Annotated in this window: 18 protein-coding genes, 1 tRNA gene and 1 pseudogene; 8 read left to right on the top strand and 12 right to left on the bottom strand. The window is 65.5% G+C overall.

The annotated features are described in order from the left end of the window. Nucleotides 1-112: 112 nt before the first annotated feature. The 5 genes from ABIG06_RS19950 to fliI all read right to left on the bottom strand — a co-directional run bounded on the left by ABIG06_RS19950 (nt 113) and on the right by fliI (nt 5,126). Entirely contained in the window at nt 113-1,072 is a 960-nt protein-coding gene (locus tag ABIG06_RS19950) for a helix-turn-helix transcriptional regulator (protein ID WP_370138308.1), read from the bottom strand. 196 nt (nt 1,073-1,268) lie between these two features. Beyond that, nucleotides 1,269-2,327 (bottom strand): anti-sigma factor, encoded by a 1,059-nt coding sequence (locus ABIG06_RS19945; RefSeq protein WP_370140877.1) that lies wholly within the window; start codon nt 2,325-2,327, stop codon nt 1,269-1,271. 77 nt (nt 2,328-2,404) lie between these two features. Further along, nucleotides 2,405-2,950 carry a sigma-70 family RNA polymerase sigma factor gene (locus ABIG06_RS19940; RefSeq protein WP_370138307.1) on the bottom strand — a complete coding sequence of 182 codons (546 nt, stop codon included), beginning with the start codon at nt 2,948-2,950 and terminating at the stop codon, nt 2,405-2,407. A gap of 309 nt (nt 2,951-3,259) precedes the next feature. Further along, nucleotides 3,260-3,679, bottom strand: a complete 420-nt coding sequence (gene fliJ, locus ABIG06_RS19935; RefSeq protein ID WP_011084990.1) for a flagellar export protein FliJ — start codon at nt 3,677-3,679, stop codon at nt 3,260-3,262. A 121-nt stretch (nt 3,680-3,800) separates the two neighbouring features. Continuing rightward, complete coding sequence (fliI, locus tag ABIG06_RS19930; RefSeq protein ID WP_124161043.1) at nt 3,801-5,126, bottom strand: flagellar protein export ATPase FliI; 1,326 nt, start codon at nt 5,124-5,126, stop codon at nt 3,801-3,803. A 421-nt stretch (nt 5,127-5,547) separates the two neighbouring features. Here fliI and ctrA point away from each other — a divergent pair, with 421 nt between their 5' ends. The 4 genes from ctrA to ABIG06_RS19910 all read left to right on the top strand — a co-directional run bounded on the left by ctrA (nt 5,548) and on the right by ABIG06_RS19910 (nt 8,496). Further along, nucleotides 5,548-6,249, top strand: coding sequence for a response regulator transcription factor CtrA (gene ctrA, locus ABIG06_RS19925; RefSeq protein ID WP_008138878.1), 702 nt, complete (start codon nt 5,548-5,550; stop codon nt 6,247-6,249). A 217-nt stretch (nt 6,250-6,466) separates the two neighbouring features. Next, nucleotides 6,467-6,871 carry a DUF350 domain-containing protein gene (locus tag ABIG06_RS19920; protein WP_124161042.1) on the top strand — a complete coding sequence of 135 codons (405 nt, stop codon included), beginning with the start codon at nt 6,467-6,469 and terminating at the stop codon, nt 6,869-6,871. A 1-nt stretch (nt 6,872) separates the two neighbouring features. Then, entirely contained in the window at nt 6,873-7,250 is a 378-nt protein-coding gene (locus tag ABIG06_RS19915) for a hypothetical protein (RefSeq protein WP_124161041.1), read from the top strand. 85 nt (nt 7,251-7,335) lie between these two features. Next, the gene (locus ABIG06_RS19910; RefSeq protein ID WP_370138306.1) at nt 7,336-8,496 is read left to right on the top strand and encodes a glutathionylspermidine synthase family protein; all 1,161 of its coding nucleotides are present in this window, start codon (nt 7,336-7,338) and stop codon (nt 8,494-8,496) included. A 52-nt stretch (nt 8,497-8,548) separates the two neighbouring features. Here ABIG06_RS19910 and ABIG06_RS19905 read toward each other — a convergent pair whose 3' ends face one another. The 6 genes from ABIG06_RS19905 to chpT form a co-directional block, all read right to left on the bottom strand. Further along, a complete protein-coding gene (locus ABIG06_RS19905; protein ID WP_370138305.1) occupies nt 8,549-9,421 on the bottom strand; it encodes a CheR family methyltransferase in 873 nt (290 codons plus the stop codon). Beyond that, nucleotides 9,418-10,611: a protein-glutamate methylesterase/protein-glutamine glutaminase gene (locus tag ABIG06_RS19900; RefSeq protein WP_370138304.1), complete on the bottom strand. Its 1,194-nt coding sequence runs from the start codon at nt 10,609-10,611 to the stop codon at nt 9,418-9,420. Before ABIG06_RS19900 ends, ABIG06_RS19905 begins: the two co-directional genes overlap by 4 nt. Nucleotides 10,612-10,686: 75 nt before the next feature. Beyond that, on the bottom strand, nt 10,687-11,052 hold the full coding sequence (locus ABIG06_RS19895; RefSeq protein WP_007600538.1) for a response regulator: 366 nt from the start codon (nt 11,050-11,052) through the stop codon (nt 10,687-10,689). A 71-nt stretch (nt 11,053-11,123) separates the two neighbouring features. Further along, nucleotides 11,124-11,594, bottom strand: a complete 471-nt coding sequence (locus tag ABIG06_RS19890; RefSeq protein WP_370138303.1) for a chemotaxis protein CheW — start codon at nt 11,592-11,594, stop codon at nt 11,124-11,126. Nucleotides 11,595-11,623: 29 nt separating this feature from the next. Further along, the gene (locus tag ABIG06_RS19885; RefSeq protein WP_424578376.1) at nt 11,624-14,431 is read right to left on the bottom strand and encodes a hybrid sensor histidine kinase/response regulator; all 2,808 of its coding nucleotides are present in this window, start codon (nt 14,429-14,431) and stop codon (nt 11,624-11,626) included. Nucleotides 14,432-14,628: 197 nt separating this feature from the next. Continuing rightward, nucleotides 14,629-15,282, bottom strand: coding sequence for a histidine phosphotransferase ChpT (chpT, locus tag ABIG06_RS19880; RefSeq protein WP_370138301.1), 654 nt, complete (start codon nt 15,280-15,282; stop codon nt 14,629-14,631). 179 nt (nt 15,283-15,461) lie between these two features. Between chpT and ABIG06_RS19875 the strand changes: the two genes are divergently transcribed. Then, nucleotides 15,462-16,292 carry a 3'(2'),5'-bisphosphate nucleotidase CysQ family protein gene (locus ABIG06_RS19875; RefSeq protein ID WP_124160585.1) on the top strand — a complete coding sequence of 277 codons (831 nt, stop codon included), beginning with the start codon at nt 15,462-15,464 and terminating at the stop codon, nt 16,290-16,292. Here ABIG06_RS19875 and ABIG06_RS19870 read toward each other — a convergent pair. After that, a pseudogene (locus tag ABIG06_RS19870) lies at nt 16,286-16,772 on the bottom strand (YHS domain-containing (seleno)protein). The gene ABIG06_RS19875 and the pseudogene ABIG06_RS19870 sit on opposite strands and share 7 nt — an antisense overlap. A 138-nt stretch (nt 16,773-16,910) precedes the next feature. Between ABIG06_RS19870 and ABIG06_RS19865 the strand changes: the two are divergent. From ABIG06_RS19865 to ABIG06_RS19855, 3 genes are all read left to right on the top strand, one after another. Then, nucleotides 16,911-17,516, top strand: coding sequence for a DUF1134 domain-containing protein (locus tag ABIG06_RS19865; RefSeq protein WP_124160583.1), 606 nt, complete (start codon nt 16,911-16,913; stop codon nt 17,514-17,516). A gap of 113 nt (nt 17,517-17,629) precedes the next feature. Beyond that, the gene (locus tag ABIG06_RS19860; protein ID WP_370138298.1) at nt 17,630-18,928 is read left to right on the top strand and encodes a hypothetical protein; all 1,299 of its coding nucleotides are present in this window, start codon (nt 17,630-17,632) and stop codon (nt 18,926-18,928) included. A gap of 155 nt (nt 18,929-19,083) precedes the next feature. Beyond that, a tRNA-Val gene (locus tag ABIG06_RS19855) sits at nt 19,084-19,158 on the top strand. Nucleotides 19,159-19,437: the final 279 nt, after the last annotated feature.

Genomic DNA, 19,437 nt, shown 5'->3' with positions numbered 1-19,437 from the left:
CTGCCTGCGCACCTTTCAGAGGATCCTGCGGCCTCCCCGCCTGGACAGACTAGCTCAACGGCCGGCGTCGACCAAATGCGCCAGCGCCCGCACCGCCGCACAAAATCGCGACTTAGGCCTCGCGCAGCTCCGACGGCGTCGTCCCGAAGCGCTTGCGGAAGGCGCGATTGAAATAGGATAGATCGGAGAAGCCGGAGGAATGCGCGATGTCGCTGATCTTGCGCGCCCTGGCGCGGGGATCACCGAGCAGCTTGCGCGCCTGGAGCAGGCGCTGCTCCAGCACGAATTCGGTGAAGGTCGTGCCGGCCTGCTCGAACAGGCGCTGTGCCTGGCGCGGACTCAGTCCTGAGCGCGTCGCGACCTCGGCCAGACAGAGATCGTTGCGGCCGAGCGAGGCCATCACGTCGGCACGCATCAGATCGAGGCGAGCGGCCGCCTGCCCGCGGCCGCGTGCACGGCTTGCATGCTCCGCATCGGTGCCGAGCAGGAGACCGACGAGATCGACCATATGCTGCGCGGTCAGGCGCTGGCCTACCGCATCGAGATGCGGCGCGTGGTTGGCGGCGAGCGCATGGTAGCGGAAGATGGTCTCGGCGACCGCGCCATCGGAGAGCACCTGCGAGAGCTTCTCCTCGGCGCGCGGATTGATGTCGAGCAGCGCGCGGCGCGGCATGCGAATGCTGGTGAAGCGGTTCTCGTCGGTGTGGCCGACGGTGCCGGTGATGCCCATGTCGACGAGCACCATCTGGGCAGGCGTGAGCTCCACGGTATGCCCGTTCTGTCCGACGCGGACGAGCCCCGCATGTGCCGCGATCAGGACGAGGTCGTCGCTGCCGTCGGCAAGATGACTCTGGGTACGGGAATATTGCGCGGAGGCGCCTTCGGGAATGGCGAGCACGATGTTGTCGATGACGCTGATCTGGAGCCGGCAATCGATGCTGTCGCCATGGCTCGGCCCGATGTCAAGGCCGCAGCGACCAAAGGCCCGCTCGCGCCAATCTTCGAACGCCGGGCCGTGCGGCAGCCCGGCATATTGGTGAACGAAGATGCCCGGCGTTCTCGCTCCATCCATCTGATTCTCTCGCCCTCTCCGGCATCGCCGACTTCAAATTCTGGGGATTTGACGCGGCGAATTGCGGAGAGGTTCAAATCGAGGGCGGATTCGGGGGGACTTGTCGAAATGCGACGACCGGATGGACCGCGGCGACAAGGCGCGCCCTTTCAGCCCGAATGGAGCGCATCTCCATCCGGGTACGATGCTTCGATGCTTACTTCGTCGCGGGCGCCTGCGGCTGCGTGGGCGGCACGGTCTCGATCAGCTTGCCGGAAAACACCGGGGCCGAGGTGGGCTCGCCGTTCGGCGAGCCACCGGCCTGCTCGACGGTGACGGCGAAGGTTGCGCCATTGACGACCTCGGCATCGTAGGAGGCAAGCAGCGGACGCGCGGTGAAATCGCTCGCGCCGATGACGCCGAGCGAGCGCGGACGCGGCAGCTTGTCCGAGATCAGCCAGAGCTCGAAACTCTTGCCGGGCTCCGGCGTCGCGCCGACTTTCCGCACCGTGAAATTCCGCGTCGCGCCGTCGATGGTGAGGATGAAGGCGGGGCCGCCGCCCTGGCCCTGCAGCAGCGCGACATATTGCGCGGAGGCGGTGAGCGGGGCGGCCGGCGTCTTCACCTCCACCGTCTGGATGCGGGGCGCAGGACGCAAGGCGCCCGGCAGCGCATCGGGCAGGAATATCTGAAGCGACAGCGTCACGAGCAGCGCGGCCGCGAGCGCACTGAGTCCGGATGCAATGTTGCGCCAGCGCTTCACGCGCCCTTCGAGGCGGATCACGTCACCATCGACGACCGGCGTCAGCTGTGCGCGCAAAACACTGATATCCGGAGCATGGACCTGCGGAATGAATTGCGGCGCGATGTCCGGGATGGCATCGGGTTCGGGGCGCGACGACCCGGGCTGCTCCGCGGCGGGATGCGATGTCTGCGGGGGCCCGTTCTCCGCGGAAGATTCCGACGTCGCAGCTTCCTCCGCGGGCAGGTCCGGCATGGGCGCAGGCGGCGGCGAAGCTTCGGCAGGTGCAGGCGGCTCCTGCGCAAGCGCGGTGCGCGCGATTTCGGACTTGATGTTCTCCCACACGACCGGACGCGGCTCGACCGAGCCGACCATCTGGTTGAGCGCGCCGAGTCGATAGGACCAGGATTGCACGATATCGGCGAACGCCTCGTCCTCCGCCATCATGGCCTCGACCTGCGCACGCTCATCGGCGTCGAGCGTACCGAGCGCGTATTCCGCGGCGAGCGCGATATGGTCCTCCGTGTAGGCCATCACGCTCCTTCACCTCTCGCCAACGGGGAGAGGTGGACTGTCGTTGCCGCCCTGGTTCGTGCCGCTCTCATCATCCTCTAAAGCCCGAAGCACTCCCGTATATCCAGCATACTGCGCCGGAGCCACGTCTTCACCGTGTTGACGGGCGCGGCGAATTTCTCCGCCAATTGCTCGCGGCTCCAGCCGTTGTAATAGGCGAGAAGCACAAGCCTCTGGCGGTCCGGCTCGAGCCGGCCGATACATTCCAGGAGCCGTTTCAGCTCCTCGGTCATCTCGCGGCGCGCCAGCGGATCGGGACTCTCGGCCGCGACCTCCATCGCCTGAGGCTCTTCCTCGATGGACACTTCCGACTTCTTGCGCACGATGTCGATTGCACGGTTGCGCGCGATCGAGGCCATCCACGTGATCGGCGACGACAAGGCCGAATTGAACTGGCCGGCGCGGTTCCAGATCTTGACGTAGGTCTCCTGAATGACCTCCTCTGCGAGATCCTGTCGGCGCAAGATACGGAGCACGACGCCATAGAGTTTCGCGCGCGTGGCGGCGTAGAGGCGTTCGAACGCGGCCTGATCGCCCTTCGCCACCGCCTCAATCAACCCGACCAGCTCTGCTGGCGTCAGCATTCAGCCCCCCAACGCGCGGCCCCGTCTTCGCCTCTCCCCGACGGGGAGAGGTCGACTTGCGCAGCAAATCGGGGGAGGGGCGCAGGGCAAACGGGGACCGTCACCCCTCACCCGGCGCTCCGCGCCGACCTCTCCCAAGGGAGAGGTGGGCACCGCCCTCGCTGGCACAGCATTCATTGCTGCCACCATAGCGCGCGGCAAAGCCGACCACCAAGGGGCGCGGCGCCACGCTGTGGACAGCACATGCGAAAACCCGGACCTTGCGGGTCCGGGCTTGGCGCATTCCAATGTGGTCCGGCTGCGAGCGGCTCAGGCAACCGCGCCGATGCGGGCACGCATCAGGCCGATGCTGTCGAGGTCGGCCTGCTCACGGGCGTTTTCTTCGGCGCGCTCGCGAGCCTGGTCGCGCTCGTCCAGGAGCTCGACCTTCTTCAGCTCCTCGAAGGCCTCGGCCAGTGCGGCCTTGGCTTCGTCGAGCTGGCCCTTCAGCTCGTCGGCCGAGCGGGTGAGGTTCTCGCGGCGCTGGATCGCGGCTTTGGCATAAGTTGGATAGGCGAAGTGCGAGGGATCGTTGATCCCGGCACGCTCCTGCTCGGTCTGGATCTCGCGTTCGAGATCGACCGACATTCGCTGGAAATCGGCGATCATTGTCTCGATCTGGGTGACCCGGCGGCGCTTCTCGTCGACCTGAAACTTCTTCAGGCGGATGAGGGTATCTCGTGACTTCATCGACTCGTACTCCCCAGAAGTCCCCCCGCTGCACGTGGGACGGCACCGGTCGCCCCAGAGGCCCGATTGAGGCCAAGACCGGCTCTGCTACTCTGTGGGAACGGATGATGACCTGACAAAGTTAGCGTTCCGTTTCCAAATTACCGAGGATCTGCGCCAATTGGCCGTAGCCGTCCGCGAGCGAGGCATTTTCGTCCTTGCGCTGGCGCAGGAAGGCCTCCAAGGGCTCGTGCAGGCGGATCGCCTCGTCGACCTCGGGGCTGGAGCCAGCCCGGTAGGCTCCGAGACGGATCAATTCCTCCATGTCGGCATAGGTCGCCATCACCTGGCGCGCCCGCTGGATGACGGGCCAGAACTGCGGATCCGCCGATTTCGGCATGGTGCGCGAGACGGATTTGAGGATGTTGATCGCCGGATAGCGGCCACGCTCGGCGATCGAGCGCTGCATCACGATATGGCCGTCCAGGATGCCGCGGACGGCGTCCGCTATCGGCTCATTGTGGTCGTCGCCGTCGACCAGCACCGTGAAGATCGCGGTGATGGCCCCCTCCCCCAGGCCCGGCCCGGCGCGCTCCAAGAGCTTCGGCAACTCGGTGAAGACGGTTGGCGTGTAACCCTTGGCGGTCGGCGGCTCGCCGGCGGACAGGCCGATCTCGCGCTGGGCCATGGCAAAGCGCGTCACCGAGTCCATCAGACAGAGCACGTCCTTGTCCTCGTCGCGAAAATATTCGGCGACCGCGAGCGTCAGATAGGCCGCCTGGCGGCGCATCAGCGCGGGCTCGTCGGAGGTCGCGACCACTACGACCGAACGCGCGAGGCCCTCCTCGCCGAGATCGTCCTGCAGGAATTCCTGCACCTCACGGCCGCGTTCGCCGATCAGGCCGATGACACTGACATCGGCATCGACGTTGCGCGCGAGCATCGACAGCAGCACCGACTTGCCGACGCCGGACCCTGCGAAGATGCCCATGCGCTGGCCGCGGCAGCAGGTGAGAAAGGTGTTCATCGCCCGCACGCCGAGATCGAGCGGGGCGCCGACGCGCTTGCGCGAATGCGCCGGCGGCGGCGTATTGCGGAACGGCATCGGCGAAGAACCCTGCGGCAGCGGCCCCTTGCCGTCGATCGGCTCGCCCAGCGCGTTGACGACGCGGCCGAGCCAGGCTGCGGACGGCCGCACTTGGTTGGCGGCATTGGCAATCACCGCCTTGCAGCCGCGGCGCACACCGTCGAGACCCGCGAACGGCATCACGACAGCATTGTTGCCGGAGAAGCCGATCACCTCACAGGGAATGGTGCGGTTGGCGCCGGTCTCGATCACGAGCCGCGCACCGACCGACATCGCGTGAATCGGACCGGCCACCTCGACCATCAGTCCGCGGACGCCAACCACGCGGCCATAGATATTGACGCCGTCGATGTCGCCGATCTGTTCGGCAAGAGCCTTCATCGGGAGCGCGCCTTCATGTGAGGGGCCTTCATGACGTGGTCGCCTTCTTCACGGTGAAAGCCTTAAGTTTCGCCACATTTCTGAACGGCGCTTAACCTCGTGTTTACCCGCATCATTAATCATTGCGTCACTGTCTTTGTGACTGAGCGTGACTCCCCTTCAGAAGAAGGCTGAGTCGCGGGAGTCGGTTAGGCCCGTCTCTTAAAGTGGAGCTTGAACGGAATCGGGTAACGAAAGCTGCTTCATACGCAAGACCTTAGGGCGATTCGACAAAAATTGCACCGTAGGGACTTGCGTTCCAGAATCAGAGTTTGTTAACCATCTGTCGTCAGGATCCGAATCAGTTGTTCAAAGGCGTTTTGTTGAGTGCCGCGAATGCGGCCGACCTGACGCCCAGGAGCGGCGACTATGGGGAACTGGCATGCGCGTTTTGCTGATTGAAGATGACAGCGCCGTCGCGCAGTCGATCGAGCTGATGCTGAAGTCGGAGAGCTTCAACGTCTACACGACCGATTTGGGGGAAGAAGGCGTCGATCTCGGTAAACTATACGATTACGACATTATTCTTCTCGACCTCAACCTGCCCGACATGTCCGGCTATGACGTGCTCAAGCAGCTCCGGGTCTCCAAGATCAAGACACCGATTCTGATCCTCTCCGGCCTCGCCGGCATCGAGGACAAGGTCAAGGGTCTCGGCGTCGGCGCCGACGACTACATGACCAAGCCCTTCCACAAGGACGAGCTGGTGGCCCGCATCCACGCGATCGTGCGCCGCTCCAAGGGCCACGCCCAGTCGGTCATCCAGACCGGCGACCTCGTCGTCAACCTCGACACCAAGACGGTGGAAGTCGGCGGCCAGCGCGTGCATCTGACCGGCAAGGAATATCAGATGCTGGAGCTCCTCTCGCTCCGCAAGGGCACGACCCTCACCAAGGAAATGTTCCTCAACCACCTCTATGGCGGCATGGACGAGCCGGAGCTGAAGATCATCGACGTCTTCATCTGCAAGCTGCGCAAGAAGCTGGCGAACGCCTCCGAAGGCCGCAACTTCATCGAAACCGTGTGGGGCCGCGGCTACGTGCTGCGCGAGCCGCACGAGCACGAAGAGCGCATTCCCGCCTGATCTCCTGGGTTACGTCGCGAGCCCATAGGGCTCGCTCCTCCCAGCCTGGACCCCGCCGCGAATGGCGGGGTTTTTGTTTTTGGAGGCGTATTCTCCCTCTCCCGCTTGCTTGCGAAATCGGTGCGGCAGCCGCTGCTGATACGACTTCATCCCTCTCTAACGTTTGAACCACTACCCTTCCCCTGCCGACGAATGGTCGCTGCACGATGGGGGAACGATGATCCTGCAATCACTCGCCGGCCTGCCTGCCTTCCTGGTCTATTTCTGCACCGGGCTGATCGCGATCGTGGCCTATCTGTTCGTCTACACCCGCATCACGGCGCATAACGAGTTCCAGCTCATCCGCGACAACGAACCGGCCGCGGCCATCGCGCTCGGCCTCAGCCTTCTCGGCTTCGTGGCACCGCTGGTGAGCGCCATCGCGCATTCGGCCAACGTGCTGGACTGCCTGATCTGGGCGACGATCGCGCTGGTCGTGCAGGTCATCGTGTTCTTCCTCGTCAAGGTCCCGGTCCCCAGCCTGTCGGAGCGGATCTCCGCCGGGGAGCTTGCCCCGGCGATCTGGCTCGGCCTGTCCTCGCTCGCCGCGGGCCTCCTCAACGCCGCCAGCATGATCTACTGAGATGGCCGACAAACCTGCCAAGAAGGAGTTCGGCAAGCGCCGGCCGGTGGCCGAGCCGCCGCCGCGGCCGCCGGTGAAGCGCTCCGGCCATGTCGCCCTCCTCGTGATGGGCACGATCGCGGTGGGCACCACCGCCTACACGCTGATGCCGCGGCAGACCTGCGAGCCTTCTCCCGGCGCCGTACCGGGCCAGACGACGACGACATGCAGCAGCAGTTCGTCAGGCGGCAGCAGCTCGCGCTGGTCGTCGCGATCGAGCTTCTTCAGCAGCGATTCCTCGAGCCACTCCTCGACGGGAACGTCGTCCGACTCAGGCTCCCATAGCGTGAGCCGCGGCGGCTTCGGCTCGTTCGGCCATGGCTTCTCCGGCGGCGGCTAGCGCATGATCCGGAAAAGTGGCCACCGGTTTTCCATCGCGACGAACGCGAAACGCGTTTGCGCGGAGATCATGCGCAGGGAATAACATGCAGCGCATCACCTGCCCCGAGCGCGACGACTGGCGGCAGACCGCCGAGCAATGCGGCTTTTCCTTCCACACCATCGACGGCGAGCGCTATTGGGACGAAAGCGCCTATTACGGCTTCACGCTCGACGAGATCGAGCGCGGCATCGAGACGCCGACCGGCGAGATCGAGGCGATGTGTCTGGAGCTTGCCGGCCGTGTCATCGGCGACGAGCGCCAGTTGCGGCGCTTGAAGGTCCCGGAAGCGTTCTGGAGCCTGATCGCAGAGAGCTGGGAACGCGACGACCGCAGCCTTTACGGCCGGCTCGATCTGAAGTTCGACGGCAAGGCGCCGGCAAAGCTGCTCGAATACAACGCGGACACGCCGACCTCGATCTTCGAGGCCGCGGTGTTTCAATGGACCTGGCTCGAACAGGCGATCGAACACCGCATCATCCCGGCCCGCGCCGATCAGTTCAACTCCATCCACGAGCGGCTGATCGCGGCATGGAAGGAGATCGCGGCCGGCCGTCGCGTCCACCTCACCGGCACCACCGGTAACGACGAGGACGCCGGCACTCTCGCTTATCTCGAAGACACCGCGCGCCAGGCGGGGCTCTCGACCACGCTGCTCGACATCGAGCACGTCGGCTGGCGCGACGAGACTGGCGGCTTCGTCGATCTCGACGATGGCGACATTGCGCTCGCCTTCAAGCTCTATCCCTGGGAGTGGATGTTCCAGGACGCGTTCGGTGCCAAGCTCAAGGACGCAACCACGCGCTGGATCGAGCCGCCGTGGAAGGCGGTGCTCTCCAACAAGGGCATCCTGCCGCTGCTCTGGGAGATGTTTCCGAACCATCCCAATCTGCTGCCGGCCTTCTTCGAGGACGATCCGCGCGCCGCGGAGCTCGGAACGTCCTACGTCCGCAAGCCTCTGCTGTCGCGCGAAGGCGCCAACGTCACGCTGGTGTCCGGCGGAATGCCGCTCGACGAGCAGGCTGGTCCCTATGGCGCCGAAGGTTTCGTGCGCCAGTCATTGTCACCGCTTCCGAACTTCTCCGGCTTCTATCCGGTGGTGGGAAGCTGGCTGGTGAACCACGAGCCGTGCGGCCTCTCGATCCGCGAGGACGAAAGTCCGATCACGGGCAACCGCTCGCGGTTTCTGCCACATGCGATTTTGTGAGGGCTCGTCGTTCCGGGCGCGACAAAGTCGCGAGCCCGGAATGACGGAGAGCTCACCTCGCCGCTGCCACCTTCAATGTCGGCGGCATCAATCCACCCATCGGCCGGCCCGAGCGCGCGGTATTGAGCTGATAGAGACCGCGACGGTCGGTCATTGGGCGGAACGCATCAGTGATGCCGACGACGGACTCGGCAGCGCCAAGCAGCAGCGCGCCGTCGGGCTCCATCGCCTTCGCCATCCGCTCGAAGATCACCGCCTTGGTGTCCTGATCGAAATAGATCAGCACGTTGCGGCAGAAGATCACGTCGAACGTGCCGAGATGCGAGAAGTCCTGCAACAGGTTGAGCTGGCGGAACTGCACCATCGCGCGAATGTCGGCATTGAGCTGCCAGAGCTCGCCGACTTGCGTGAAGTACTTCATCAGGTGCTGGATCGGCAGGCCGCGCTGCACCTCGAACTGGCTGTAAACGCCGGCCTTGGACTTCTCCAGCACCTCCTGCGACAGATCGGTGGCGACGATCTCGATGCGCCAGCCGGCGAGGGCCGCGCCCATCTCCTTCACGCACATCGCGATCGAATAAGGCTCCTGCCCCGTCGAGGACGCCGCCGACCAGATCCGCAAGCTCTTACGCGCGGCGCGCGCCTTGATCAGGCCCGGCAGGATGGTCTCGCGCAGATGGTCGAACGGAATCTTGTCGCGGTAGAAGAAAGTCTCATTCGTGGTCATCGCTTCGACCACGTCGGTCGCAAGCCGGCCGTCGCCGTTCCTGATCTTCAGCACGAGATCGGGGATGCCTGATAGGCTTGCCTTACGGGCGAGCGGCAGCAGCCGGCTCTCGACCAGGTACTGCTTGTCGGCCGAGAGATCGAGGCCGGAACGCTCCTTCAGGAACTTGCGCAGATAGTCGTAATCCGTCGGCGTCACGAGCGGTCTCCCGCGAACAGACGGTTGACCTTGGCGCCGATCTGGTTGAGCGGCAGGATCGCCGCGCAGATGCCGGCATTGGCCGCCGCCCCCGGCATGCCCCAGACCACGCTGGAGGCCTCGTCCTGTGCGATGACGCTGCCACCGGCGGCGACGATGTCCTTGCCGCCGCGCATGCCGTCCGAGCCCATGCCCGTCAGGATCACGGAGAGAATATTGCCATGCCAGACGTCGATGGCCGAGGTGAAGAGCGGATCGACCGCGGGCTTGCAGAAATTGACGGCGGGCCCGTCATCGAGCGAGATCGCGACATCCGCGCCGCTGCGCACGACGCGCATGTGCTTGCCGCCGGGCGCCAGGTAGATCCGTCCCGCCTTCACCGGCTCGCCGTCGACTGCCTCGCTCGCCGGCCGGCGGCTCGAGCGCGCCAGATGCTCGGCAAGGATGGTGGTGAAGGTCGGCGGCATGTGCTGGGTGATCAGCACCGGGAAGCGATCGATCACCGGGCCGAGCTCGGTGACGAGCGACATCAGCGCCTGAGGACCGCCGGTCGAGGAGCCGATCAACAGCACCTTCGGCGCCTGGGTCGAGAACGGACGCGTCGACAGCGATCCTGACGGGGCATGCACGGCCGGAGCAGGCAAAGGTACGGCAGGCCGCGCAACAGGACCGCGCGCGGCCGGAGCCGGGCTTGCGGGCGCCAGCGGCGGGCTCGCAACCGCAGCTTTGCGACGCAGCCGCGCGCCGAGATGGCGGATCTTCTGAATCAAGTCGTGGTGAAAGATATCGGCGGCCGATGCCTCGCGCGTCGACTCCGGCTTCGGGATGTAGTCGGCCGCGCCGAGGGACAGCGCCTTGAAGCTGATCTCCGCGTTGCGGCGGGTCAGCGTCGAGGCCATGATGATGACGAGATCGCGCTTCTTCGCCAGCAGCTGCGGCAGCGCCGAAAGGCCGTCGAGATCGGGCATTTCGATGTCGAGCACGGCAACGTCAGGGTTGATGCGCTCGAGCTGGTTGACCGCCTCGAGCCCGGTGCGCAAGGAGGCCGCGACCTCCATGTCATGCTCGGCACCGACCCAGCGCGAGATCAGACCGCGGATGACGACGGAGTCGTCGACGATCATCACCCGCAGAGGCCCGGCTTCGCGCGGCGAGCCCGTGGTCGAATTACCTGCGAACGCAACACTCATTACTCACCAACACAGATCGAAACGGTTCAGTTGAAAACTAGCTCCGGAGGATCCGTTCGCCCTCCGGACGATCGCTCAGATCAGGCCGACTTCCTGGAATTTCGCCGTCACGATGTCCTTGTCGAACGGCTTCATGATGTATTCGTTGGCGCCGGCGTGCAGCGCGCGCGCGATATGCGCGACGTCGTTCTCTGTGGTGCAGAACACCACCTTGGGCTGGTCGCCGCCGGGCATGCGTCTGAGATGGCCGAGGAACTCGTAGCCGTCCATCACCGGCATGTTCCAGTCGAGCAGCACCGCATCGGGCAGCCCGCGCTTGCAGGCCTCCAGCGCCTTCTCACCGTCTTCGGCTTCGAGGATCTGAAAGTCGAGGCCCTCCAGGATCCGGCGCGCAACCTTGCGGATGACGCTGGAATCGTCAACGACGAGACAAGTTCGCATGTGAACCTCTGCTTCCTCCCCTTTGCGGGGGCACTTTCAGTTGCAAGTCCGTCGGCGGCAGCGCCGCCCTATCAGGCCGCCATCATCTCAGGTGCGAGTTCGAGGACGCGATCGACGTCGAGGACGACCATGAGCTGGCCGTCGAGGCGGTGGACGCCGCCGGCGAGCTTGGCCATGCGGGGGTCGAGGTTGACCGGGTTCTCCTCCTTGCCGTCCTCGGGCAGGCGCAGCACCTCGCCGATCTGGTCGATCAAGAGGCCATAGGATTCGCCGCGCAGGTCGACGCCGACCGCCATCGGCACCTTGCCGTCCTCGGCCCTGGGCAGGCCGAGACGGGCGCGCATGTCGACCACGGTGACGATGCGGCCGCGCAGGTTCAACACGCCCGCGATCTCGCGCGAGGACAGGGGAACGCGGGTGACGCGCTCGGGCATGAACACGTCCTGGACGCGGGAGATCGGCAGGCCGAACAGCTGGCCGCCGATCATCGCGGTGACGTATTCGACCATGGCGCCTTCGGTGGACTGGGTCTTGCTGGTCATAGGCGTATCTCCTGATCCCTGTCCTGCTCTCAAGCCGCCGCCCGGCTCAGCTCGGAAGCGCCGGCGGCGCCCGCGGTCTGCTCCTTCAGCGCCGCGATCAGGCCGGGACGGTCGAACTTGGCGACATAGTCGTGGAAGCCGGCCTGACGGCCGCGCTCGATCGCCGCCGGCGACACCAGCGCGGACAGGCCGATGATCGGCGTCGCGGCGAGGTTGTTGTCGGAACGGATCACTTCGGCGAACTCGAACCCGTTCATGTCGGGCATCTCGATGTCGGTCAGCACCACGTCGAAGCTCTGGGCGCGGAGCGCAGCCAGTCCCTCCTGCGCGGTCGGCGCGGTGCGGACGCGGTAGCCGGCGGCCTTGAGCACCGGGGCCAGCATGTTGCGGAAGAAGGCCGAGTCGTCGACCAGCAGCACCGACTGCGAGTGCATCGACGGCTTCATCTCCTTGCGGGTGAACCAGTCGGAGAACGCCATCGGCAGGAAGTGGCCGACGTCGATCACCTCGGTGGCCTGGCCTTTGATCACGGCCGAGCCCAGGATGCCCGAGGACGAGCCGCCGACCTCGATGTTGAGCCGCTCCTCGACGATGTCGATGATCTCGTCGACGACGAGGCCCATGGAGCGGCCGTCGTCGGCGAACACCAGGATCGGCTGGACGCCCTGGCTGGCGATGGTGACGCCTTCCATGGCCACCAGCGGCATCAGCTGCTCGCGGTACTGCACCATGTAGCGGCCGTTGCTGAACTCGATCTTGTCGGCGGGGAGCTCTTCCAGGCGAGTGACGAGCCCGAGCGGGACTGCCTTGGGCTGGGACGAGCCGGCGCGGAACACCAGGAGCGAGGTGGTCTGCTCGCCGCTGCCGATGTGATGGCCGGCCGCTTCGTCGGCCATGTCATGGGCCGAGGAACCGGCGGCGCCGAGCGCTTTCGCAATGCCGTTGGGATCGATGATCATGATCACCGCGCCATCGCCGAGAATGGTGTTGCCGGAGAACATGTCGATGTGGCGCAGCTTGGTCGACATCGGCTTCACCACGATCTCTTCGGTGTGGAACACGCCGTCGACCACGATGCCGAACGTCTGGCTGCCAACCTGGGTCACCACGATGAAGCCGTTCTCGGGATCGGAGGCCGCGCCGTCGTCGATCTTGAGCAGCTTCTTCAGGTGGATCAGCGGCAACAGCTTGTTGCGAAGCCTGAGGACCGCGGTGTCCTTGATGCGCTCGATGCGGTGCTCGGAGTTGGCGCGGGCCCGCACCAATTCCACCACCGAGAGCTGCGGGATGGCGAAGCGGTCGCCGGCGGCTTCCACGATCAGGGCCGAGACGATGGCCAGCGTCAGCGGGATCTTGATGGTGACGGACGAGCCTTCGCCGGCCACGCTCTTGATGTCGATGGTGCCGCCGATCTGGTCGATATTGGTGCGCACCACGTCCATGCCGACGCCGCGCCCCGACACCGAGGTGATGGCGGCCGCGGTGGAGAAGCCCGGCGCGAAGATGAACTTGTGGATCTGGGCTTCGCTCATCTTCTCCAGCTCGGCCTCGGTGACGAGACCTGAGGAGATCGCCTTGGCCTTGATCTTCTCGGTGTTGAGGCCGCGGCCGTTGTCGGCGATGCAGATGATGATGTGGCCGCCCTCGTGATAGGCGGACAGGCGAATGGTGCCCTGCTCGCCCTTGCCGCTGGCGAGGCGCTCGGCGGGGGTCTCCAGGCCATGATCGGCGGAGTTGCGCACCATGTGGGTGAGCGGGTCCTTGATCAGATCGAGCACCTGGCGGTCGAGCTCGGTGTCGGCGCCGTGCATCTCCAGTTCGATCTGCTTGCCGAGTTCGCTCGACAGATCGCGGACGATGCGGGGCAGCTTCTGCCAGGCATTGCCGATCGGCTGCATGCGCGTCTTCATGACGCCTTCCTGCAGCTCGGCGGTGACATTGGACAGGCGCTGCAGCGGCACCTTGAACTCGGTGTCCTCGTTGCGCCTCGAGATCTCCAGCAGCTGGTTGCGGGTCAGCACCAGCTCGGAGACCATGGTCATCAGATGCTCCAGCGTATCCACGTTGACGCGGATCGACTGGTTGGCGATGCGCTCGCCCTCGGAGGCGCCCTCGTCGGCCGTCGACTTCTTCGGCGCGGCCTTCTCCCTGGCGGGCTTTGCTTCCTTCGCGACAGGCGCCTCGGGGGCGGGCTCAGCCTTTGCTTCGGACTTGGCTTCAGCCTTCACTTCGGCCTTGGCAGCCGGCGCGGGCACCGGCGCTTCGATCGCGGTCTCGCGGAAGGCGCGCTCGAGCTCGTCGAGCGAGACCTCGCCCGGGCGCAACGGGCGCTCCAGCGTCTGCTCGATCAGCGTGCCCGTGGTCAGCTCCTTGGCGGGTGCGGCCGCAGCGGCGGGGGCTTCCGGCACGAGCGGCGGGGCCTCAGCGACAGGAGCAGCAGCGCCGGCCGCCATCGCTGCCATGCCTTGCTCGACCATCGCTTCCAGCTTGTCGATGAGGTCGCGGTCGTTGCCTTCGGGCTCGGCTTCGGTCGCCTCGAGCCCGGCCAGAATCTCCTTGATGCGGTCGATCGAGGACAGGATCACCGTCACCGCCTGACCGGTCACCGGCATGCCGTCGCGGAATTTGCCCATCAAGGTCTCGCCGGCATGCGCCAGCGCTTCGAGCCGCGGCAAACCGAGGAAGCCGCAGGTGCCCTTGATGGTGTGGACCAGGCGGAAGATGTTATCCAGGATCTTGGCGTTGTTCGGCTCCTGCTCGAACTTCACCAGCTGATTGTCCACGGTGTCCAGGCTCTCGCTGGTCTCCGTCAAAAACTCCCGCAACAGATCATCCATGAAAACAGGCCTTCATACAGGAAGGGCGCGCACGAGGCGTGATGCGCCATTTCGGAATAGGGCCAGCTTCACCGCAAAGCGTTTAATATTGGTTGAGTATGTGCAAAAGAACGGGACCAACAAAGAGATAAGGCGCTCCGGACAAGCCGAAGCGCCTCGTAAAGATTCGATTAAGAAGCCGAGCGCGACGCGTACGTTTACGACGCGGTAACGATGATGGCTTCGCCTTCCGCTTTAAGCGTCACCGTGAGCCCGCAGGCGTGCGCGAGCAGGCGCGTATAGTAAGGCTGGATCGCATGCGCATCGGCGGCAGGGCCGCGCTCGCCGCTCAGGAGCTCGGAGATGTTCTGCGGCAGACGCGCATTGTGTCCGGTCGCGGTGATGCGAAAGCTCATCGTCTCGCCCTCGCCAATCGGGTCGATCGTCAGCATGCCGCCGCGCGGGATCGTATGCTGGGCGACGACCAGCATGTTGAGCAGCAGCTTGACGCGATTCTTCGGCAGCAGGAGCCGCGGCAAATTCCAGGTGATCGAGCACTTGCCGTCCTCGATATGGCCGCGCGCCATGGTCTGGGCATCGCCGAGATCGATCTGCGCGCCGGAAGAGCCGGCGGCGCCGAAGGCAAGGCGGCAGAACTGGAGCCGGGCCGAGGCGGTCTTGGCGCTCTTGCGAATCAGCTCGAGCGCGAACTCGCGGTCCTCGGGCTTGGGATCGTCGTCGAGCACTTCGAGCCCGTTGACGATGGCACCGACGGGGCTGATGAGATCGTGGCAGACCCGCGAGCACAGGAGCGCTGCGAGTTCGAGCATATCGGGAGCGGTAACGGGCGCGGGCGACGAGGCGTCAGACATATAAAGGGGTCCTGGAGGGTTCCTGGAATTGCACGGCGCCGGACGCCGCGAATCACGCATGCTTGACGGATGCTGCGGGTTTTAACATTCGCAAGCCCGCGGCAGCTAGCTTGCGATCGGTTCGAGCAGGCCATAAAGCGAATCAGTGGACGAGGAGCGGAATTGCCGATGAATGAGGCATGCAGGTGATGCGGATCATCGACGGGGCGGCCGCATTCGGCCTGATGGAGCCGCTGACGGGGCTGGTGGTCAAGGCCGGCGAGGCGATCCTCGGCATCAACCGCGCCGCCATGCGGATCGAAGGCAAGCAGGACGGCTCGCCGGTGACAGAGGCCGACCTTGCCGCCGACCGCATCATCGCAGACGGCCTCGCGCAGCTCGCGGGCGACGTTCCGACGCTGTCAGAAGAGCGGGCCCAGCACGCCTCGCCGCCGTTTCCGGGCAGCTTCTTCCTGATCGATCCGCTCGACGGTACCAAGGAGTTCGTCGCCGGCCGCGACGAGTTCACCGTCAACCTCGCCCTCGTGACATCGGGTATTCCGCTGCTCGGCATCGTCAGCGCGCCCGCGCTCGGCCTGCTGTGGCGCGGAATTGTAGGCCGCGGCGCCGAGCGGGTGAGGTTCAACGGCGCGACCATCGGGGCGGCCGAGCCGATCCACACCCGCAAGCTGCCCGCGCGAGGGGAGCCCTGGATCGCGGCGGTGAGCCGCTCGCATGGCGATCCCAGGAGCGAGGCGTTCATCGCCGAGAGGCCCAATGCCGTCCGAAGAACGATCGGCTCAGCCGTGAAATTCGGCCGGATCGCGGAAGGCAGCGCCGACATCTATCCCCGCTTCGGGCCGACCTCGGAATGGGATGTCGGGGCCGGCTGCGCGGTCGTGACCGCGGCCGGCGGCAGGGTGACGGACGGCAAGGGCGGCGAACTCCGCTTCGGCCAACGCAGCGACACTGGCTTCATCGTCCCGGAATTCATCGCCTGGGGCGATCTGCAGGCGGTAGGTTGCTACTGACTGAGCTGTTCCTGAAGCGCCGGCCAGCGCTTGCCTACCTCATAGAGGAAGCGCTCGGGATCGGCGGCGAAAGCGTCGCGATTGGCTTCCCGGCTGAACAGATAGAGCCGCTGCGCCACGATCGCGAAGAAAACGGGGATTGCCGGCGACGGTGACGCCGCGGGCGATGTCGGCCGGGTCATAGCCGCCGAATTGCGGTCCGTAGATCTCGGGATGGGCTAGGAAGGAGGCGCGGTTGCCCTCGTTGCGGAAGCGCCAGACAGCGCCCCAGAGATTCGCCTCGAACTCCGCCGTCCCCCGCACGGCCGTGCCTGTGACGAAATAAGCGACGGGGTCGAAGCCCTCGATCGCGACGCCGGTGAAGCGATTGACGACGATCCGCTCGGTGGTGGCGGTCCATGCCGGCCGCCCCGGGCAGATGATCCAAAGGCCCGCCAACAGGCAGACGCGAAGACCGATCAAGGCAATTCCGGGGCGCAAAGGGCTATCTTCCTGCCGTTGTGCCGTCATAGTTGCTACGGATAACATCCGAGTCGAGGGGACATCCGGCGCAACCTAGAGCCGCGCCTGTTGGCGTCAGGTTAAGGAAGCGACCGGATTCGGTACCAGGGGTTCTTCATGACTTTCGCATCACGCCTTGCTGCGCTCGCGCTTGCCGCGATGATCGGCTGGATCGTGCCAGCCTCCGCCCAGCAGGCGCCGCCGCCCGACCTGCCGCCGCCGCAGCGGTCCCCGACGCCCAATACCTATGGGCCGGACGAGCTCGTCACGGCCGGCCACCGCTTCTTCGGCAACGTCTCACGCGGGCTCGCCTCGATCATCGAGAAGGCGGTCAGCCAATGGGGGCTGCCCAACGGCTACATCCTGGGTGAGGAAGGCTCCGGCGCTTTCGTCGCCGGCCTGCGTTACGGTGAAGGCACGCTCTACACCAAGAATGCCGGCGACCTCAGAGTCTACTGGCAGGGCCCCTCGCTCGGCTTCGATTGGGGCGGCGACGGCGCGCGCACCATGACGCTGGTCTACAATCTGCCCGCCACCAACGCGATCTACCAGCGCTTCGGCGGCATCGACGGCTCGGCCTATATCATCGGCGGCTTCGGCATGACGGCGCTCACCGCCAACAACATCGTGCTGGTGCCGATCCGCTCGGGACTCGGCCTGCGGCTGGGAGCCAATATCGGCTACCTCAAATACACCCCGCGCGCGACCTGGAACCCGTTCTAGGATTCGCTCCCCGTCCCCCTGCGGATCAAGGTTAACGACAGGCCGGGGCTGGCTTTTTGCCGGCCCCGCATGCATTGTCGTTGGTAAATTTTTCCTTAGCTCTGGGAGTTCTCATGGTCGAACCGATCATGTACCTGGCGATCGGTTTCCTGCTCTCGATGCTGTGCGGGCTCGCGATCGTGCCGCTGGTGCATAACCGCGCGGTGCGCCTGACCACGCGGCGGCTAGAGGCCGCCACCCCGCTGTCGATGGCCGAGATCCAGGCCGACAAGGACCAGCTCCGCGCCGAATTCGCCATGTCGGCGCGGCGGCTCGAGATGAGCGTCGAGCAGCTCAAGAACAAGACCACGAGCCAGCTCGCCGAGCTCGGCAAGAAGAGCGACGCCATCAACCGCATGAAGATCGAGCTTGGCGAGAAGAACGCCACGATCTTCGCGCTGGAGGCGCGCGAGAGGGCGGTGAAGGAGCAGCTGCGCGCCACAGAGGAGGAATTCAACGCCAAGACCGACGCCTTGCGCGAGGCCGAGATCGCGCTGGCCGACAAGCAGGCCGAGCTCGCCAAGATCAATGCCGAGCTGTCCGACCGCTCGATGATGGCCGAGACCCGCCAGGTCGAGCTCATCGCGGTACGTGCGCAGATCGAGGAATTGAAGAACCGCGTCGGCGATGCCGAGAAGGAATTTGCCGCAACGCAGGCGCGCCTCGCGCAGGAGCGGACCGAATCCGAGACCGCCTCGCGCGAGCTCGCCGAGGCGCGCGGCCGCGTCGAGAATCTGAGCCAGCGCGTCACCGAGCTCGATCGCCAGCTCATCGTGCAGGTCAAGGAAGCCGAGATGCTGTCCGGCCGCGTTGCCGACCTCGAGGCACGCCTCGCCACGCAGGGTAAGCTGCTCGCCGAGCGCGACTATGAGAACAACCAGCTGCGCCACGCCAATGAGAGCAATGAGCGCACCATCAAGGAGCTGCGCGTCGAGATCGCCGCCTTGAGCGGCGGCAAATCGTCGGCTGCAGTGGAATCGCTGCGCGCGGAAAAGGCCGCGCTGGAGGAGCAGCTGCGCACCGCACGCGACGAGCGCGCCAAGCTTCAGCGCGACGTCAACGCGATCCAGCAGCAGGCGGAGAGCTCCTGGGCCACCGAGCGCATGGAGAACGCGCTTCTGCGCGAGCGGATCAACGACATCGCGGCGGAAGTCGCAAAACTCGCGATGCAGCTCGAAGGCCCGAACTCGCCGATCGAGGCCCTGCTCGCGGCCGAGGCGGGCCAGCCGGCGAAGCCGGCACCGCGCCCGGCCAACGACGCAAAGACGGGCGGCGCTCCCGCCGCCCGCCTTCCCGAAGGCGGCGGTACGCTCGCCGAGCGCATCCGTGCGCTCCAGGCCCACGCCTCCCGTGCCCGCCAGCAGGGCGCGTAACCAACCCAGAATCCGGCTTCCCCTGCGAATCGGGCGGTCGAGGCAAGGTTTTCCGCCCCCGCTGCGCCTGAAAACTTGACACCTTCGGCCCGCACTTCTAAATCGCGGGCTCCGATGCACCGGCCGACAGTTGCGGCCGCCTGCATGATGGTCCCGGGCGCATAGCTCAGCGGGAGAGCGTTCCCTTCACACGGGAGAGGTCCAAGGTTCGATCCCTTGTGCGCCCACCATCCATCTTCCTGCCCCTGCAGTATCGAACTATCCCGGACCGTTGACGGGCTCAGTTGGCACTTGCCGAGAGCCGCTCCGACAAAAATCGAAAAACAACCCCATGCACAGTAGACGGCCCTAGCCGGATCAATGAATTGCGCCTTTTCCGAATCTGAATTTGACTTGTCGGGCAAAACAGGGGCAGGATGCGATCATCCGATGAGACGCACGCCGCCTGACGAGCAGACTGCGCCCGCGGTCTCAGGTCGCATCGCCGGATTGTCGGAGTACAGGGCTGG

It is taken from the genome of Bradyrhizobium sp. USDA 326, assembly GCF_049739485.1.
Lineage (GTDB): Bacteria > Pseudomonadota > Alphaproteobacteria > Rhizobiales > Xanthobacteraceae > Bradyrhizobium.
The sequence above is the reverse complement of the archived record's forward strand: the minus strand, read 5'-3'. Positions and strand labels throughout refer to the sequence as shown.

Excerpts from the sequence above, each read along its gene's own strand:
- fliI (WP_124161043.1), bottom strand. The coding sequence starts at position 5,126 with ATGAAGGCTCTTGCCGAACAGATCGGCGACATCGACGGCGTCAATATC.
- ABIG06_RS19920 (WP_124161042.1), top strand. The coding sequence starts at position 6,467 with ATGATCCTGCAATCACTCGCCGGCCTGCCTGCCTTCCTGGTCTATTTC.
- ABIG06_RS19900 (WP_370138304.1), bottom strand. The coding sequence starts at position 10,611 with ATGAGTGTTGCGTTCGCAGGTAATTCGACCACGGGCTCGCCGCGCGAA.
- ABIG06_RS19940 (WP_370138307.1), bottom strand. The coding sequence starts at position 2,950 with ATGCTGACGCCAGCAGAGCTGGTCGGGTTGATTGAGGCGGTGGCGAAG.
- ctrA (WP_008138878.1), top strand. The coding sequence starts at position 5,548 with ATGCGCGTTTTGCTGATTGAAGATGACAGCGCCGTCGCGCAGTCGATC.
- ABIG06_RS19895 (WP_007600538.1), bottom strand. The coding sequence starts at position 11,052 with ATGCGAACTTGTCTCGTCGTTGACGATTCCAGCGTCATCCGCAAGGTT.
- chpT (WP_370138301.1), bottom strand. The coding sequence starts at position 15,282 with ATGTCTGACGCCTCGTCGCCCGCGCCCGTTACCGCTCCCGATATGCTC.
- ABIG06_RS19860 (WP_370138298.1), top strand. The coding sequence starts at position 17,630 with ATGGTCGAACCGATCATGTACCTGGCGATCGGTTTCCTGCTCTCGATG.
- ABIG06_RS19875 (WP_124160585.1), top strand. The coding sequence starts at position 15,462 with ATGCAGGTGATGCGGATCATCGACGGGGCGGCCGCATTCGGCCTGATG.
- ABIG06_RS19890 (WP_370138303.1), bottom strand. The coding sequence starts at position 11,594 with ATGACCAGCAAGACCCAGTCCACCGAAGGCGCCATGGTCGAATACGTC.
- ABIG06_RS19945 (WP_370140877.1), bottom strand. The coding sequence starts at position 2,327 with ATGGCCTACACGGAGGACCATATCGCGCTCGCCGCGGAATACGCGCTC.
- ABIG06_RS19915 (WP_124161041.1), top strand. The coding sequence starts at position 6,873 with ATGGCCGACAAACCTGCCAAGAAGGAGTTCGGCAAGCGCCGGCCGGTG.
- ABIG06_RS19910 (WP_370138306.1), top strand. The coding sequence starts at position 7,336 with ATGCAGCGCATCACCTGCCCCGAGCGCGACGACTGGCGGCAGACCGCC.
- fliJ (WP_011084990.1), bottom strand. The coding sequence starts at position 3,679 with ATGAAGTCACGAGATACCCTCATCCGCCTGAAGAAGTTTCAGGTCGAC.
- ABIG06_RS19865 (WP_124160583.1), top strand. The coding sequence starts at position 16,911 with ATGACTTTCGCATCACGCCTTGCTGCGCTCGCGCTTGCCGCGATGATC.
- ABIG06_RS19885 (WP_424578376.1), bottom strand. The coding sequence starts at position 14,431 with ATGGATGATCTGTTGCGGGAGTTTTTGACGGAGACCAGCGAGAGCCTG.
- ABIG06_RS19950 (WP_370138308.1), bottom strand. The coding sequence starts at position 1,072 with ATGGATGGAGCGAGAACGCCGGGCATCTTCGTTCACCAATATGCCGGG.